The following is a 14,496-nucleotide window of genomic DNA, read 5'->3' as shown; positions in this document are numbered from 1 at the left end:
CTGTGTATTATCTACACTGTATTTGATACACAGTTAAGGGGCGGCGCCGTGGCCAGTACCGAGATCCGGACCTTCCGCGAGGACGACCGCGCCGAACTGCGGGCGCTGTTCGCCCGTGCGGGCGAGGGGTCGCCGTCCGGGGAGCTCTGGGGGCACCTTCCGTCCGAGGCCGCGATCTATCTGGACCCCTACATGGACCACGTGCCCGACTCGCTGCTGGTCGCCCTCGTCGACGGACGGATGGCGGGCTACCTGACCGGCTGCCCCGAACCCTCCGCGATGCCCGGGGAGAGCGAACTCATGGACCGCGCGATCCGGGAGCACCGGCTCGCGCTGCGTCGCGGACCGGCGGCCTTCTTCGCCCGGGCCATGCTGGACACGGGGGTGTCCGCCCTCAGGCGCAGGCCCACCGCGGGCGAGCTCTCGGATCCGCGCTGGCCCGCCCACCTGCACGTCAACGTCGAGTCCCGGGCACGCGGCACCGGCGTGGGCGCCGCTCTGGTGCGCGAGTGGCAGGAGCGGCTGCGCGCGCGGGGATCCCGCGGCTGCCACCTGCAGACCCTCGTGGAGAACACCGGCGCCGTGCGCTTCTTCGCACGGGCCGGGTTCGAGCCCCACGGTCCGGCCCCGGTGGTGCCGGGCGTGCGCTTCAGGGGGAAGCACGTGCACCAGCGGACCATGGTGTGGAACCCGTGAGCTCCTCGGCCCCGCAGGGAACGGGCTCACGGACGAACACCTGACCGGCCGTCGGGAACACCCACCGCGGCCGACCGCTGGACCGCGCGTTCGCGGGTGGGACGTCCGCGGGCGGGGCGTCCGCACCGACCGGCGGTCGGGGCCCGGGCGCCGCGCCGGGGCGCGAGCGGTGTGAGTGGCGCAAGCGAAACAGGAGCGAAAACCCCCGCGACGGGCCCTTCCCCTCGTCGCCGCCGCGTGCTTGTGTGTCCTGCACCACAGGCACGACCGTTGGGAGACCACGTGTCCGACAACAGCCAGAGTTTCGTCCGGGTGCTGGGAAGGGGTGACGTCCTCGCCCTCGGCTTCGGCGCGATGATCGGCTTCGGCTGGATCGTGCTGGTGGGCGACTTCGTCGGCGCGGCGGGCAGCGCGGGCGCGGCGCTGGCCTTCGTGGTCGGCGGAGTCATCATGGCCTTCGTCGGCCTCACCTACGCCGAACTCGTCGCCGCGATGCCGCACGCGGGCGGGGAGCACCACTACGCCATGCGCGCCATCGGCCCCAAGGGGGCCTTCACCGCCTCCTGGGCCATGATCCTGGGCTACGTCTCCGTCGTCGCCTTCGAGGCCGTGGCCGTCCCCCAGACCCTCGTCTACCTCTTCCCCGACATGGCGGTCGGCCGCCTGTGGACCGTCGCCGGGTACGACGTCCACGCCAGCTTGGTCGCCGTCGGCGTGGCCGCGGCCGTGCTGATGACCGCCGTCAACTACGTCGGCATCAGGCCCGCGAGCGTCTTCCAGACCATCGCGGTGCTGTTCCTGCTGGTCATCGGGGCCGCCATGGTCACCGGCGCGTTCGTCGGCGGGTCCGTGGACAACATGCGGCCGCTGTTCACCGGCGGCGTCCCGGGCATGTTCGTGGTCCTGGTGGCGGTCCCGTTCCTCTTCGTCGGCTTCGACGTCATCCCGCAGTCGGCCTCCGAGATCAGACTCCCGTACCTCATGGTCGGCGCCCTGCTGGTGCTGTCGGTGTTCTGTGCGACCGCCTGGTACGTGATGGTCGTGCTGACGGCGGGCTCGGGCCTGGGCCCGGCCGGGCTGGCGGACTCGGAACTGGCCTCCGCCGACGCCGTCGCCGCCATGTGGGACAGCGCGGCCATGGGCAACCTGCTCGTCCTCGGCGGCGTCGCGGGCCTGCTCACCAGCTGGAACGCCTTCCTCATCGGCGGCAGCCGCCTCATCTACGCCATGGCCGCCTCGCGGATGCTCCCGGCCTGGTTCGGCCGCCTGCACCCGCGCTTTCGCACCCCGTCCAACGCCGTGCTGTTCGTCGGCGCGCTCTCCCTGGTGTCCCCGTTCTTCGGCGAGCCGATGCTGGGCTGGCTGGTCAACGCCGGCGGCCTGAACATCGTGGTCGGCTTCGTCACCGTGGTGGTCAGCTTCCTCGTGCTGCGCCGCCGCGAACCCGCCATGGAGCGGCCCTTCACCGTCCCGGCGGGCGTCCCCGTCGGAACGGTGGCCCTGGTGCTGTCCGTGGGACTGCTCCTGCTCTACCTGCCCGGCATGCCCGCGGCGCTGAGCTGGCCCAACGAGTGGCTGATGGTGCTCGTGTGGTGGGTGGCCGGGGCCGCCCTGATGTGGCGCCTACCCCGGATCACCGCGGGGCCCGACGCCGAACGACGCCTGGTCGAGGTGATGGACGCGCGCTCCCACCGGGCCCCGCGGGCCTGACGGACGCCGCCGTGCGCTCCGCCGGTGCGCACGGCGGCGGGTTCCTACCGCCCGCGCGCGTGCCAGCCGGAGAGGCGGGCGACCGCCTCGTCCAGCACCTCGTCCCTCTTGCAGAACGCGAACCGGAGCAGGTGCGCGCCCTCCTCCTGATGGTCGTAGAACACCTGGGCGGGCACCGCCGCCACCCCGGCCTCCCGGGGCAGCGCGCGGGCCACCTCCACCCCGTCGGTGTACCCGAGCGGGCGGATGTCGGCCATGACGAAGTAGGTGCCCTCGCACGCGTCCACCTCGAAACCGGCCCCGGTCAGCCCCTCCACCAGGCGGTCGCGCTTGCCCTGGAGGGCGGTGCGCTGGGCGGCGACCCACTCCTCCTCCCGGTCGATGGCCTCGGCCGTGGCCAGCTGGAGCGCGCCGTTCGCGGAGAAGGTGAGGAACTGGTTCACCGTGCGCACCGCTGTGACCAGCGATTCGGGCCCCATCACCCAGCCGGTCTTCCACCCGGTCACGGCGAACATCTTGCCGACCGAGGACACCGACAGCGTCCGCTCGCGCATGCCCGGCAGGGTGGCCAGCGGCACGTGCGGCCGCCCGTCGAAGGTGAGGAACTCGTACACCTCGTCGGTGAACGCGATCAGGTCGTGCTCGCGGCACACCCGCGCGACCTCTTCCAGCTCCTCGGCGGTGAACACGGTCCCCGTGGGGTTGTGCGGCGTGTTCACCAGCACCATCCGGGTGCGGGGGCCCACGGCCGCGCGCAGCTCGGCGGGGTCGAAGGTGAACCGGCCGGTCGCGGGGTCCGGCCGCAGCGTCACCGGCCTGCGCACCCCGCCCGCCAGCGTGATCATGGCGGCGTAGGAGTCGTACATCGGCTCGAAGACGATCACCTCGTCTCCGCGCTCCACCAGGGCGAGCATCGCGGCCGCGATCCCGGCGGTGGCGCCAACGGTCACGTAGACCTCGGTGTCCGGGTCCAGCTCGATGCCGTAGTGGCGGGCCCGGTAGCGGCTCACCGCCCGCCGCAGCTCGGGGCGGCCCGGCCCGGGCGGGTACTGGTTCACCCCCTCCAGGATGTGCCCGGAGGCGGCCTCCAGCAGGGAGCGGGGACCGTCGGTGTCGGGGAACCCCTGCCCCAGGTTGACCGATCCGGTCTCCACGGCCAGCCGCGTCATCTCGGCGAAGACCGTCTCGCCGTACACGCGCATTCGTTCGATCAGCGGTTCTTCCACCCGACGAGCGTATCCACCCGCCCGGTCGGGGTGCCAGGAGCGGGGACGCCGACGGGGCGGGTCCCCGGGAGGACCCGCCCCGTCCGCCGCCCGCCTACAGCAGCAGGCTCAGCACCATCCACGTCACGGGACCGGCGATCAGCAGCGAGTCCAGGCGGTCCATGAGGCCGCCGTGCCCGGGCATGAACCTGCCCATGTCCTTGACCCCGAGGTCGCGCTTGAACAGCGACTCGATGAGGTCTCCGACGGTGGCGGCCAGCACGACGGCCAGGCCCAGGACCACACCGACCCACCACGGCCCGTCCAGCATGAGCGTCACGCACAGCGCGCCTGCCACGGCGCAGCCCACGACCGATCCGCCGAAGCCCTCCCAGGTCTTGTTGGGGCTGATCACCGGCGCCATCTTGTGCCGACCCAGCAGGATTCCGGCGAAGTACCCGCCGATGTCGCTGGAGATCGTCACCACGATGAACGTGACCAGGCGGTACTGGCCGTCCTCGGGATGGGAGATGAGCAGCAGCCACGTGCCGAAGAGGAACGGCAGGTACACCAGGGTGAACAGGTTGGCCGCGACGTCGGCCACGAACCCTTCCGTACCTCCGCGCAACCGCCACACCAGAGCGACGATCGCGGTCAGCGCGGTCGTGCCCACCAGCCAGTCGGTTCCCCCGAAGTAGGCGGCGACCTGCATGGCCACGCCGCCGACGGCCAGCGGCGCCAGTGCCAGGCCCATGCCCTTGCCCGCGAACGCCCGGTTGACCTCGCGCAGGCCGATCAGCACCCCCAGGGAGGTGATGATCGTGAACAGCTGGGGGAGGGGGAAGATGGAGAAGAACACGAGGGCGCCCAGGGCGCACCCGCTGGCGATGGCCACCGGGAGGTTGCGGCCCGTCCGGACCGGCTCACCCCCCGGTTTGTGCAGCACGAAGCGCTGCCCGTCCGGATCGGGACCGCCCTGCGGCCCGCCGCCGGGTCTGTGCTCGGGCGAGCGGTCATCGCCTCCCGAGTCGCTGGAGGAAGGAAGGGTCACCGGCTAAACCTCGAGCAGTTCCGATTCCTTGTGCTTCAGCAGCTCGTCGACGGACGCGACGTACTTCGAAGACAGCTCGTCCAGCTCGGCCTGGGCGCGGTGCGCCTCGTCCTCGCCGATGTCGCCGGACTTGACGGCCTTCTCGAAGGTGTCCTTGGCGCGGCGGCGGACGTTGCGGATCGAGACCTTGCTGTCCTCGGCCTTGGTCCGCGCGACCTTGACGTACTCCTTGCGGCGCTCCTCGGACAGCTCGGGGAAGACCACGCGGATGACCTGGCCGTCGTCGGAGGGGTTCACGCCCAGGTCGCTGTTGCGGATGGCGTTGATGATGTCGGTGCGCGAGTTGACGTCGAACGGCGAGATGACCACCATGCGCGGCTCGGGGACCGAGAAGGAGGCCAGCTGGTTGATCGGCGTCCGGGCACCGTAGTAGTCGACGGTGATCTTGTTGAAGGTCGCCGGGGTGGGGCGTCCGGTGCGGATCGTGGCGAAGTCCTCCTTCGCCACGGTCACGGCCTTCTCCATCTTCTCCTCGGCCTCGAGGAGGGTCTCTTCGATCATGTGGGCGCTCCCTGGTGTCGTGGCTTGCTGTGGTCGCGGAGGCTGTCTAGACCGGGGTCGGCCCGACGATGGTGCCGATCTTCTCACCGCGTACCGCGCGCAGGATGTTGCCCTGGCTCATCAGGTCGAACACGACGATGGGCAGCCCGTTGTCCATGCACAGGCTGACCGCGGTGGCGTCCATGACCTTGAGGCCGCGGGTGAGGACCTCGTTGTAGTTGAGCTTGTCGAACTTGACCGCGTCGGGGTTGCGCTGGGGGTCGGAGTCGTAGACCCCGTCGACCTGGGTGCCCTTGAGGACCGCCTGCGCGCCGATCTCCAGCGCGCGCTGGGCGGCGGTGGTGTCGGTCGAGAAGAACGGTGCGCCCAGACCGGCGCCGAAGATGACCACGCGGCCCTTCTCCAGGTGGCGAACGGCGCGGCGGGGGATGTAGGCCTCGGCGACCTGGCTCATGTGGATCGCGGTCTGCACGCGGGTGTCCACACCGAGCCGCTCCAGGAAGTCCTGGAGGGCGAGGCAGTTGATGACGGTGCCGAGCATGCCCATGTAGTCGGCGCGTCCGCGCTCGATGCCGCCCTCGGTGAGCTGGGCGCCGCGGAACATGTTGCCGCCGCCGACGACCACGGCGACCTGGATGCCCTCGGAGACCGCCTCGGCGATGGACTCGGCCACGTACTGGACGACCTCGGGGTCGATGCCCAGGCCGCCGCCGCCCGCGAACGCCTCGCCGGAGAGTTTGAGCATCACGCGCTTCCACCCGGAACCGTGCATAGCCGGTTCGGTGCTCGTCGCTTCGTTCACAGCCTGTGGCCTCCCTTGTCGTCCCCGAGCGGCACAGGGTCCCCCGAGTGATCCTCGCTGCGGCCGGCCGGGCTCACGCGCCCCGCCACCCGCCCATATCCACCGAAGGTGCCGGGGAGCAGTCTCCCCGGCACCTCCATCATCTCAAAACCCTCAGGCCTGGCCGACCTTGAAGCGGACGAAGCGCTTGACGCTCACGCCGGCCTCGTCGACGACCTTCTGGACCGTCTTCTTGTTCTCCTTGACGAACGGCTGGCCGAGCAGCGTCACGTCCTTGAAGTAACCGTTGAGGCGGCCCTCCACGATCTTGGGGATCGCCTGCTCGGGCTTGCCCTCCTCGCGGGTGGTCTGCTCGGCGATGCGGCGCTCGTTCTCCACGACCTCGGCGGGGACGTCGTCCCGGCCGATGTACTGCGGGGCCAGCGCGGCGATCTGCTGGGCGAGGTCCTTGCCGACCTCCTCGTCAGCCTTGTCCAGCTCGACCAGGACGCCCATGGTGGGGGGCAGGTCCGGGTCGGACTTGTGGAGGTAGCTGGCGACGTAGGCGCCCTCGAACTTGGCGAAGCGGCGGAACTCCAGCTTCTCGCCGATGACCGCGCTCTTGGCCTCGATGAAGGCCTGGAGGGTCTTGCCCGGCTCGATCTCGGCGGCGGCGACGGTGGCGAGGTCGTCGCTGTCCTGGGCGGCGACGAAGTCGGCGACCTGGTCGACCAGCGCGATGAACTGGTCGTTCTTGGCGACGAAGTCGGTCTCGCAGTTGATCTCGACGAGGGTGGCCTTGCCTTCGGACTCCTGCTTGAGGACGACCATGCCCTGGGCGGCGGTGCGCTCGGCGCGCTTGCCGACGTCCTTGGCACCCTTGACGCGCAGGGCCTCGACGGCCTTGTCGAAGTCGCCGTCGGCCTCGGTCAGGGCCTTCTTGCAGGCCATCATGCCGGCGCCGGTCATGTCGCGCAGCTTCTTGACGTCCGCGGCGGTGAAGTTCGCCATGACTGTTCTCGGATTCCCTTGGAGTGGAGAGTCTGTACGGAAAGTGGAGCTGATCCGGTCCCGGGCACCGAGCGGCCGCCCCGCCGGGAGCGGCGGGGCGGCGACGGTGCTCGGAGGCACGGGACTACTCGGCGTCGGGGGCCTTCGCGGGCGCGTCGACCGGGGAGTCCTCGGAGGTGGCCTCGGCCGGGGCCTCGGCGGCGACCTCGTCGGCCGGGGCGACGGCGGCGGTCTCGGCCGGAGCCTGCTCGGCGGCGGCCTCGGCGGCCTCGACGGGAGCCTGCTCGGCGGGGGCCTCGGCCGAGTCGGCCTTGCCCTCCAGGAGCTCGCGCTCCCACTCGGCCAGGGGCTCCTCGGCGGACTTGCGCTCGCCGGAGGCCTCGGAGGCGCCGGAGCGGGCCATGAGACCGTCGGCGACGGCGTCGGCGACCACGCGGGTGAGCAGGCTGACGCTGCGGATGGCGTCGTCGTTACCCGGGATCGGGTAGTCGACCTCGTCCGGGTCGCAGTTGGTGTCCAGGATGGCCACCACCGGGATGTTCAGCTTGCGAGCCTCGCTGATCGCGATGTGCTCCTTCTTGGTGTCCACGATCCAGACCGCGCTGGGCACGCGGGACATGTCGCGGATACCGCCGAGGGTGCGCTCCAGCTTCTCCTTCTCACGGCGAAGGTTGAGGAGTTCCTTCTTGGTGAGCGAGGAGCCGGCGACGTCGTCGAAGTCGATCTCCTCCAGCTCCTTGAGACGCTGGAGCCGCTTGTGCACGGTGGAGAAGTTGGTGAGCATGCCGCCCAGCCAGCGCTGGTTGACGTAGGGCATGCCGACGCGGCGGGCCTGCTCGTCGATGGCCTCCTGCGCCTGCTTCTTGGTGCCGACGAACAGGACGGTGCCGCCGTGGGCGACCGTCTGCTTGACGAACTCGTAGGCGCGGTCGATGTAGGCCAGCGACTTCTGGAGGTCGATGATGTAGATGCCGTTGCGCTCGGTGAAGATGAAGCGCTTCATCTTGGGGTTCCAGCGACGGGTCTGGTGCCCGAAGTGGACGCCGCTCTCCAGGAGCTGGCGGATCGTCACGACTGTGGCCATGACCTGGTCCTCCTTGAGGTGGCGGGGAGGGACCCCGCCCTCGGTTGTTCCTGACGCCCCGGCCGTACCGCCGCACCGCCCGGAGGCGGCACGGACCGCGGGTGCGGCCCCTCGCTGAGGAGGCTCGTGGACGTGCGTATTGTGATCGGCCCGACGGGCCACAGATGATTCTATCTCCATCGGGAATACGTCGGGACCTGCGCCGCGTCGCGCCCCTTCCGCGGCGGGGTCGTCCACAGGCACCGACTCCCCCTGGCGTCGCGGCCCCCGCGCCCGGACCCTGGAGGTATGGCCCCCTCGCTGCTCCTGACCCTGTCCCTGGCGCTCTCGCTCCTGTCCCCGTACCACCTTGCCGCGACCGACTGGCGCTGGCCGGTGGACCCGCCGGTCGAGGTGCTGCGCCCCTTCGACCCGCCCGAACAGCGCTGGCTGGCCGGGCACCTGGGCGTGGACCTGGCCGCGGAACCCGGCCGGGAGGTCCGCGCGGCCGGGGCCGGGCGGGTGCACTTCGCGGGCCGGGTGGCGGGCGCACCGCTGGTGAGCGTGGCGCACGGCGACCTGCGCACCACCTACCTGCCGGTGGAGTCCGACCTGGTCCGCGGCGACCCGGTCGCCGCCGGGGACGTCCTGGGCACGCTCGCCGCCGCGCCGCCGCACTGCCCGGACCGGCCCTGCCTGCACTGGGGCCTGCTCCGCGGCGACGACTACCTCGACCCGCTCTCCCTGCTCGGCCTGGGCGAGTTCCGTCTGCTGCCGGTCCCGCCGCCCGCGTCGCCGCACGGGCGCGAACGGCCCCGCCGACGCCGCACCGGCTGCGGAGCGGACGGCTCCCGGGCGCCGGACCGCCCCGTGCGGGCGGTGTCGCGTCCGCGCCCTCCCGACCACCACCGCGGGGAGGGCCGCGGGCGCACGGTACGCAGACCGGACACGGGTCTCTGCACCGCTCCGGCCGCGCACCCGGCGGGGGGACGCGGGCGCACGGTACGCCGACCGGGCGCGCCGGGACGAACCCGAGGCGGCGCGGGGAGCGGTCAGGCGCGGGGGTGGGCCCGGCGGTAGGTGTCGCGCAGGCGCTCCACGGACACGTGGGTGTAGATCTGCGTGCTGCGCGGGCTGGCGTGGCCCAGGAACTCCTGCACGCTGCGCAGGTCGGCGCCGCCGTTGAGCAGGTGGGTGGCCGCGCTGTGCCGCAGACCGTGCGGCGCGCTGTCCGCGCCGAAGGCGCGCAGGTGGGCGTGCACGTCCTCGCGGGCCTGGCGGACGCCGAGGCGGCCGCCCCGCGCCCCCAGGAACAGCGCGGAGCCGCTGGCTGCGCCCGCCATCTCCGGGCGGCCGCCGCTCAGCCAGGCGTCGAGGGCGTCCAGGGCCGGACCGCCCACGGGGACCGTGCGCTCCTTGGCCCCCTTGCCCAGGACGCGCACGGTGTCGCGTTCGCGGTCCACGTCGGCGAGGTCCAAGGCACACAGCTCGGCGACGCGCACGCCGGTGGCGTAGAGCGTCTCCACCACCGCGCGGCGGCGCAGGCCGGTCGGGGTCCCGTCGGTCTCCCCCACGAGCGCCGCGGCGGCTTGGCGCTCGTCGAGCACCGTGGGCAGGGAGCGCTGCTGCGCCGGGCTGGCCAGGCGCGGACCGGGGTCTGCCGCCAGCACGCCCTCGCGGTGCAGGAACCGGGTGAACGCGCGGACCGCGGCCACGCGGCGGGCCACGGTGGCGCGGCCGGCGCCCGCGTCGCGGGCACGGGACAGCCACCCGCGCACCAGGTCCACGTCCAGGTCCCGCACGCCCCGTCCCCGCTCCTCCAGGTAGGCCAGGAGGGAGCGCAGGTCGGCCAGGTAACCGCGCACGGTGTGGGGCGAGCGCCCCAGCTCGCCCGACAGGTGCGCGGCGAAGCGCTCCAGCACGCCTACCTCCCGGAGGGCAGGCAGGCGACCCCCTCGACCTCCACGAGGTAGGTGGGATCGACCAGGCCGCTCACCTCCACCAGGGAAGCGGCGGGCAGGTGTCCGTCAGGCAGGCACTCGACCAGGGCCGAACGGAACTCCTCCAGGTCGGAGATGTGGCGCAGGTAATAGGTGAGCTTGACCAGGTGGCCCAGGTCCGCGCCGTGGCGGGACAGGACGGCCTCCAGGTTGCGGAAGATCTGGCGCGTCTGCCCACCGACGTCCCCGGCGACCTCTCCCCCGGGCCCCTCGGGGGTCTGTCCGGAGACGAACAGCAGCGGCCCGTCCGCCACCAGGGCGTCACTGTAGGGTTTGGTCATGGCGTCACCGTACCCGTCCCGCGGGGTGCGTTACCGTCGCCGCACGCCGGTCCGCGTGCCGCTCCCGGCCGGGGCCCCGTGTACCGGCTTCGCCCCCGCGCGCCGGAGAGCCCGACGGGCGGGAGCGGGCCACGGAGCGTACGCGGCGCGTGGGACGCGTCCGCGCCGGACCGGGCGGGCCGTAACCGTCCACGACGGCGTGAAGTGGAACCCGGCCCCACCGGACCGGACAGACCGCGACCGTCCACGGCGCCCCACGACCTCGACCGGGCAGTTGTCCGGCGGTCTCCGACCACTGACCGCTCCGGCCCGGCGGAGAACCCTGTGAACCGGTCACCGGCCCCGACCGCCTCCGCCCGCTCACTGCGGCAGCCGCCAGCCCGCGGGGCAGCGCTCCACCAGCCCGGCCGCGGCCAGCATCCCCAGGGAGCGCAGGGTCCTCTCCAGACGGGTCCCGCTGGCCACGGCGATCACCGCCGGACCGGCGCCGGACCGGGGCACCGCCGCCAGGACCCGGGCGCTGTCCTGGTCGAGCTCGGCCGACACCCGCAGCGGCCCGGACTCCGGCGGCAGCTCCCCCAGCGCGCTCACCTGGGCGACGACGTCGTCCGCGCAGGTGACGCAGCCCGCGTTCCAGTCGCGGAGCAGCAGGTGGCAGCCCACCGACATCGCCGAGGTGACCGGGCCGGGGACCGCCATCAGCACCCGGTTGAGCTCGGCGGCGTGCGAGGCGGTGTTGAGCGCCCCGCTGCGCCGTCCGGCCTCCACCACCACCGTGCCCGGGGTGAGCGCGGCGATCAGCCGGTTGCGGACCAGGAAGTCCGGTGCGCGCGGGGTGGCGCCCACCGGCCGCTCGCTCACCAGCACCCCGGTGCGGGCGACGTCGGCGAACAGGCCCGCGTGCCCGCGCGGGTAGTCCACGTCCAGCCCGCAGGCCAGCACCACGACCGTGCCGCCGTGGGCCTGGGCCGCCCGGTGCGCGGCCCCGTCGATCCCGTAGGCCCCGCCGGAGACCACCACGACCGCGCGCTCGGCCAGCTCGTAGGCCATCTCCGCCGCCACGTGCTCCCCGTAGGGTGTGGCCGAGCGCGCGCCCACCACGGCCACCGAGCGCAGGCACAGGTGACGCAGGTCCCCCGCGCCGCGCACCCACAGTCCGTGCGAGCGCCGCCCGCCGGGCAGGTCCAGTTCGTCGAGGCGGCCGGGCCACTCGGGGTCCCGCGGCGCCACGAAGCGGATGCCGGACGCCGCCGAGTCGCCGAGCAGTCCGTCGGGGTCCACCGCCCGTGCCGCGATGCCCCACCGCGCCCACCTGCGTTCCAGCAGGGTCTGCGCCTCCGGCCCCGGGCCGTCCTCCCCGGCTCCGACGGGCACCGGCGGCGGGTGCGTCCCCGCCACCAGCAGCGCCCACACCCGTTCCGCGCCGTGCTCTGCGAGCATCGCCCCCAGCCACAGGTCCCCCGGCGGGGCCACCGCCGTCAGGCAGGCCCGCGCCCGCGCGTCCGCCTCGTCCTCCACGTCCCGCACCGTTCCCCCGCTCCCCTCCGTCGTGTCCGTGCTCACCACGCGCGCCCCGCCCAGAGCGCGAAGGCGTAGGCCGCCTCCTCCTCGCCGGGGCGGTCCCGGTCGGCGAGGTCGGCCAGGGTCCAGGCGACCCGCAGGGCGCGGTCCACCCCCCGGGCGCTGATCTGTCCGAGGTCCATCGCTCTGCCCAGCACCCGCAGCGCGGCGGACTCCACCGGGAACTCCCTGCGCAGCCGCGCCCCGGGGATGGCCGCGTTGGTGGTCCAGGGCGTGTGCGCCAGCCGCTCGGCGGCGCGGGCGCGGGCCTTCTCCACCCGGGCGGCCACCACCTCGGAGGACTCGGCGAAGACGCGGTCGGCGAGCAGCTCGGCCCTCGACACCGGTTGCAGCTCCACCTTGAGGTCGATCCGGTCCAGCAGGGGCCCGGACAGGCGGGAGAAGTAGCGGCGCCGCTCACCGGCGGGGCAGGTGCACAGGGCGCCGGGTTTGGCGCAGGGGCAGGGGTTGGCGGCCATCACCAGCTGGAAGCGGGCCGGGAAGGTCACCGTCGAGGAGGCGCGGGCCAGGACCACCTCGCCGCGCTCCAGGGGTTCGCGCAGGGAGTCCAGCACCCCGCGCCCGAACTGCGGGGCCTCGTCGACGAAGAGCACGCCGCGATGGGCCTTGGACACCCAGCCGGGCGTGGGGTAGCCGCTGCCGCCGCCGATGATCGAGGCCCGGGTGGAGGTGTGGTGCGGCGCCGCGAAGGGGGGCGCGGTGACCAGGGGCGCGCCGGGCGGCAGCATGCCCGCCACGGAGTGGATCGCGGTGGCCTCCAGCGCCTCGGCGGGGCTGAGCGGGGGCAGCACGGTGGGCAGGCGTTCGGCGAGCAGGCTCTTGCCGGTGCCGGGAGGCCCCAGCATCATGAGGTTGTGGCCTCCGGCCGCGGCGATCTCGACCGCGCGGCGGGCCACCGGCTGGCCCAGGACGTCGGACAGGTCGGGCCCCTGGCCGTGCGGCTCCCGGGGACGGGGCACGGCCTCCTCCTCGTGCGCCTCGGGGAAGTACTCCCCGCGCAGCCACTGGCACAGGTCCATCAGGCTGTCCACCGCCGTCACCTCGGCGCCGGGCACCAGCCGGGCCTCGGCGGCGTTCCCCCGCGCGACGACGAACCTGCGGTAGCCCTGTTCGGCGGCCGACACGACCGCCGGGAGGACCCCCAGCACCGGCCGTGCCCGGCCGTCCAGGCCCAGTTCGGCGATGAGGACGCTGTCCTCCAGCCGCTCCACCGGCACCGAGCCCGCCGCGGCCAGGACGGCGGCGGCGATGGCCAGGTCGAACAGGCTCCCGGACTTGGGCAGGCTGGCCGGGGACAGGCTGATGACGATCTGGCCGCTGGGCCACTCCTCGCCGCTGTTGACGACGGCGGCGCGGATGCGGTCCCTGGCCTCGCGGAGCGCGGCGTCGGGCAGTCCCACCAGGGTCACCCCGAAGTCGCCGCCGCCCAGGTGCACCTCCACCTCGACGATGTGCCCCTGGACGCCCAGCAGGGCGATGCAGCGGGTGCGGGCGAGCGTCATCATGCCATCCCCCGCTCATGGGAGACGAACACGCGCCCGCCGCTGATCAGGACGCAGACGCCGTCCACGCGCAGGGGGTGGGCGGGCACCCGGTGCCGGACCGCCCAGGCGTGTCCGAGGCGGCGCAGGCGGCGCCGCTTGTCGGGGGTGATGGCCTCCACCGGATGCCCGTGCCGGACGGAGGTACGGGTCTTGACCTCCGCGACGACCAGGACGGGGCCGTCCCGGGCCACGATGTCGATCTCCCCGTCGGGGATGCGCCAGTTGCGGGCGACCACCCGCATCCCGGCGCGTCGGAGGAAGGCCACGGCGAGGTCCTCGCCACGGCCGCCCAGCGTCCTTCGGTACTCGGCCCACCGGTCCAAGGTCGACCACCTCCCGTAACCACGGTCGGTGATCGCCGTTCACGGCGCCAGGGCCTGTTCCCTCCTGTGGAAAACCCCGGCGGCGTCCGGGGGCCCGTCCCGGGGGAGGCCGGACCCGGGGGCCGGAACCCGGGGGTCTCCCCGGCCGCCCGGCGTCCGGATCAGCTCTGCGCGCCCCCCTCGGCGGGCGGCATCTCCAGGTCGGCCTTGGTGATCTCCTCGACGTTGACGTCCTTGAACGTCACCACGCGGACGTTGCGGACGAACCTGGCCGGACGGTACATGTCCCAGACCCAGGCGTCCTCCATCACGACCTCGAAGTACATCTCCCCGTTCTCGGTCGAACGCGGCTGGAGGTCGACGTGGTTGGTGAGGTAGAACCGCCGCTCGGTCTCCACCACGTAGCTGAACAGACCGACGACGTCGCGGTACTCGCGATAGAGCTGGAGCTCCATCTCGGCCTCGTACTTCTCCAGGTCCTCAGAACTCATCCACGCGCTCGCTTTCGTCGCACTCTCCGGTCGTGGTGTGCCGGTCCCCTCCCACCCGGACACCGCCGACGGCCGGGATGTTCCCGGTCGACGGCGGCCCCGCGCGTCGGGGGACGCCGATACCGTCCAGCCTCCATCATGCGTCACGGAAGGGCCCCGTGTACTCCGCCGTGCGGATTTTCTCGCCGGACCGCCCGC

Annotated in this window: 15 protein-coding genes; 3 read left to right on the top strand and 12 right to left on the bottom strand. The window is 73.0% G+C overall.

Annotated elements, in window-relative coordinates; genetic code table 11:
• Positions 1-48: 48 nt before the first annotated feature.
• Both ACSTA4_RS05080 and ACSTA4_RS05075 read left to right on the top strand, forming a co-directional pair.
• Entirely contained in the window at positions 49-696 is a 648-nt protein-coding gene (locus tag ACSTA4_RS05080) for a GNAT family N-acetyltransferase (protein ID WP_444962583.1), read from the top strand.
• 282 nt (positions 697-978) lie between these two features.
• The gene (locus ACSTA4_RS05075; protein ID WP_444962582.1) at positions 979-2,406 is read left to right on the top strand and encodes an APC family permease; all 1,428 of its coding nucleotides are present in this window, start codon (positions 979-981) and stop codon (positions 2,404-2,406) included.
• 44 nt (positions 2,407-2,450) lie between these two features.
• On the opposite strand, the gene ACSTA4_RS05070 is transcribed toward ACSTA4_RS05075, so the two are convergent.
• From ACSTA4_RS05070 to rpsB, 6 genes are all read right to left on the bottom strand, one after another.
• Positions 2,451-3,632, bottom strand: coding sequence for a pyridoxal phosphate-dependent aminotransferase (locus tag ACSTA4_RS05070; protein WP_444962581.1), 1,182 nt, complete (start codon positions 3,630-3,632; stop codon positions 2,451-2,453).
• A gap of 94 nt (positions 3,633-3,726) precedes the next feature.
• Positions 3,727-4,662, bottom strand: coding sequence for a phosphatidate cytidylyltransferase (locus ACSTA4_RS05065; RefSeq protein ID WP_248773634.1), 936 nt, complete (start codon positions 4,660-4,662; stop codon positions 3,727-3,729).
• A 3-nt stretch (positions 4,663-4,665) separates the two neighbouring features.
• A complete protein-coding gene (gene frr / locus ACSTA4_RS05060) occupies positions 4,666-5,223 on the bottom strand; it encodes a ribosome recycling factor (RefSeq protein WP_013151297.1) in 558 nt (185 codons plus the stop codon).
• 46 nt (positions 5,224-5,269) lie between these two features.
• Positions 5,270-5,995 carry a UMP kinase gene (pyrH, locus tag ACSTA4_RS05055; protein ID WP_036552624.1) on the bottom strand — a complete coding sequence of 242 codons (726 nt, stop codon included), beginning with the start codon at positions 5,993-5,995 and terminating at the stop codon, positions 5,270-5,272.
• 183 nt (positions 5,996-6,178) lie between these two features.
• Entirely contained in the window at positions 6,179-7,015 is an 837-nt protein-coding gene (tsf, locus tag ACSTA4_RS05050) for a translation elongation factor Ts (protein WP_444962580.1), read from the bottom strand.
• A gap of 124 nt (positions 7,016-7,139) precedes the next feature.
• Positions 7,140-8,099, bottom strand: a complete 960-nt coding sequence (gene rpsB / locus ACSTA4_RS05045; RefSeq protein WP_248773632.1) for a 30S ribosomal protein S2 — start codon at positions 8,097-8,099, stop codon at positions 7,140-7,142.
• A 288-nt stretch (positions 8,100-8,387) separates the two neighbouring features.
• On the opposite strand from rpsB, the gene ACSTA4_RS05040 reads away from it, so the two are divergent.
• Positions 8,388-9,158, top strand: coding sequence for a M23 family metallopeptidase (locus tag ACSTA4_RS05040; protein ID WP_444962579.1), 771 nt, complete (start codon positions 8,388-8,390; stop codon positions 9,156-9,158).
• Here the strand turns inward: ACSTA4_RS05040 and ACSTA4_RS05035 are convergent.
• The 6 genes from ACSTA4_RS05035 to ACSTA4_RS05010 form a co-directional block, all read right to left on the bottom strand.
• Positions 9,131-10,000, bottom strand: a complete 870-nt coding sequence (locus ACSTA4_RS05035; protein ID WP_444962578.1) for a tyrosine recombinase XerC — start codon at positions 9,998-10,000, stop codon at positions 9,131-9,133. The genes ACSTA4_RS05040 and ACSTA4_RS05035 overlap by 28 nt on opposite strands.
• Positions 10,001-10,002: 2 nt before the next feature.
• Positions 10,003-10,359 carry a RidA family protein gene (locus ACSTA4_RS05030; protein WP_274976361.1) on the bottom strand — a complete coding sequence of 119 codons (357 nt, stop codon included), beginning with the start codon at positions 10,357-10,359 and terminating at the stop codon, positions 10,003-10,005.
• Positions 10,360-10,719: 360 nt separating this feature from the next.
• Entirely contained in the window at positions 10,720-11,922 is a 1,203-nt protein-coding gene (locus ACSTA4_RS05025; protein WP_444962577.1) for a DNA-processing protein DprA, read from the bottom strand.
• Complete coding sequence (locus ACSTA4_RS05020) at positions 11,919-13,442, bottom strand: YifB family Mg chelatase-like AAA ATPase (protein WP_444964101.1); 1,524 nt, start codon at positions 13,440-13,442, stop codon at positions 11,919-11,921. The genes ACSTA4_RS05025 and ACSTA4_RS05020 overlap by 4 nt, the downstream gene beginning before the upstream one ends.
• Positions 13,442-13,807 (bottom strand): YraN family protein, encoded by a 366-nt coding sequence (locus ACSTA4_RS05015; protein ID WP_212641388.1) that lies wholly within the window; start codon positions 13,805-13,807, stop codon positions 13,442-13,444. Before ACSTA4_RS05015 ends, ACSTA4_RS05020 begins: the two co-directional genes overlap by 1 nt.
• 161 nt (positions 13,808-13,968) lie before the next feature.
• Entirely contained in the window at positions 13,969-14,298 is a 330-nt protein-coding gene (locus ACSTA4_RS05010; RefSeq protein ID WP_047867741.1) for a DUF2469 domain-containing protein, read from the bottom strand.
• Positions 14,299-14,496 lie beyond the last annotated feature (198 nt).

The sequence above is a fragment of the Nocardiopsis sp. M1B1 genome (assembly GCF_052466615.1).
Note: the sequence above shows the minus strand (reverse complement) of the source record. Positions and strands in the feature narration are given on the sequence as shown.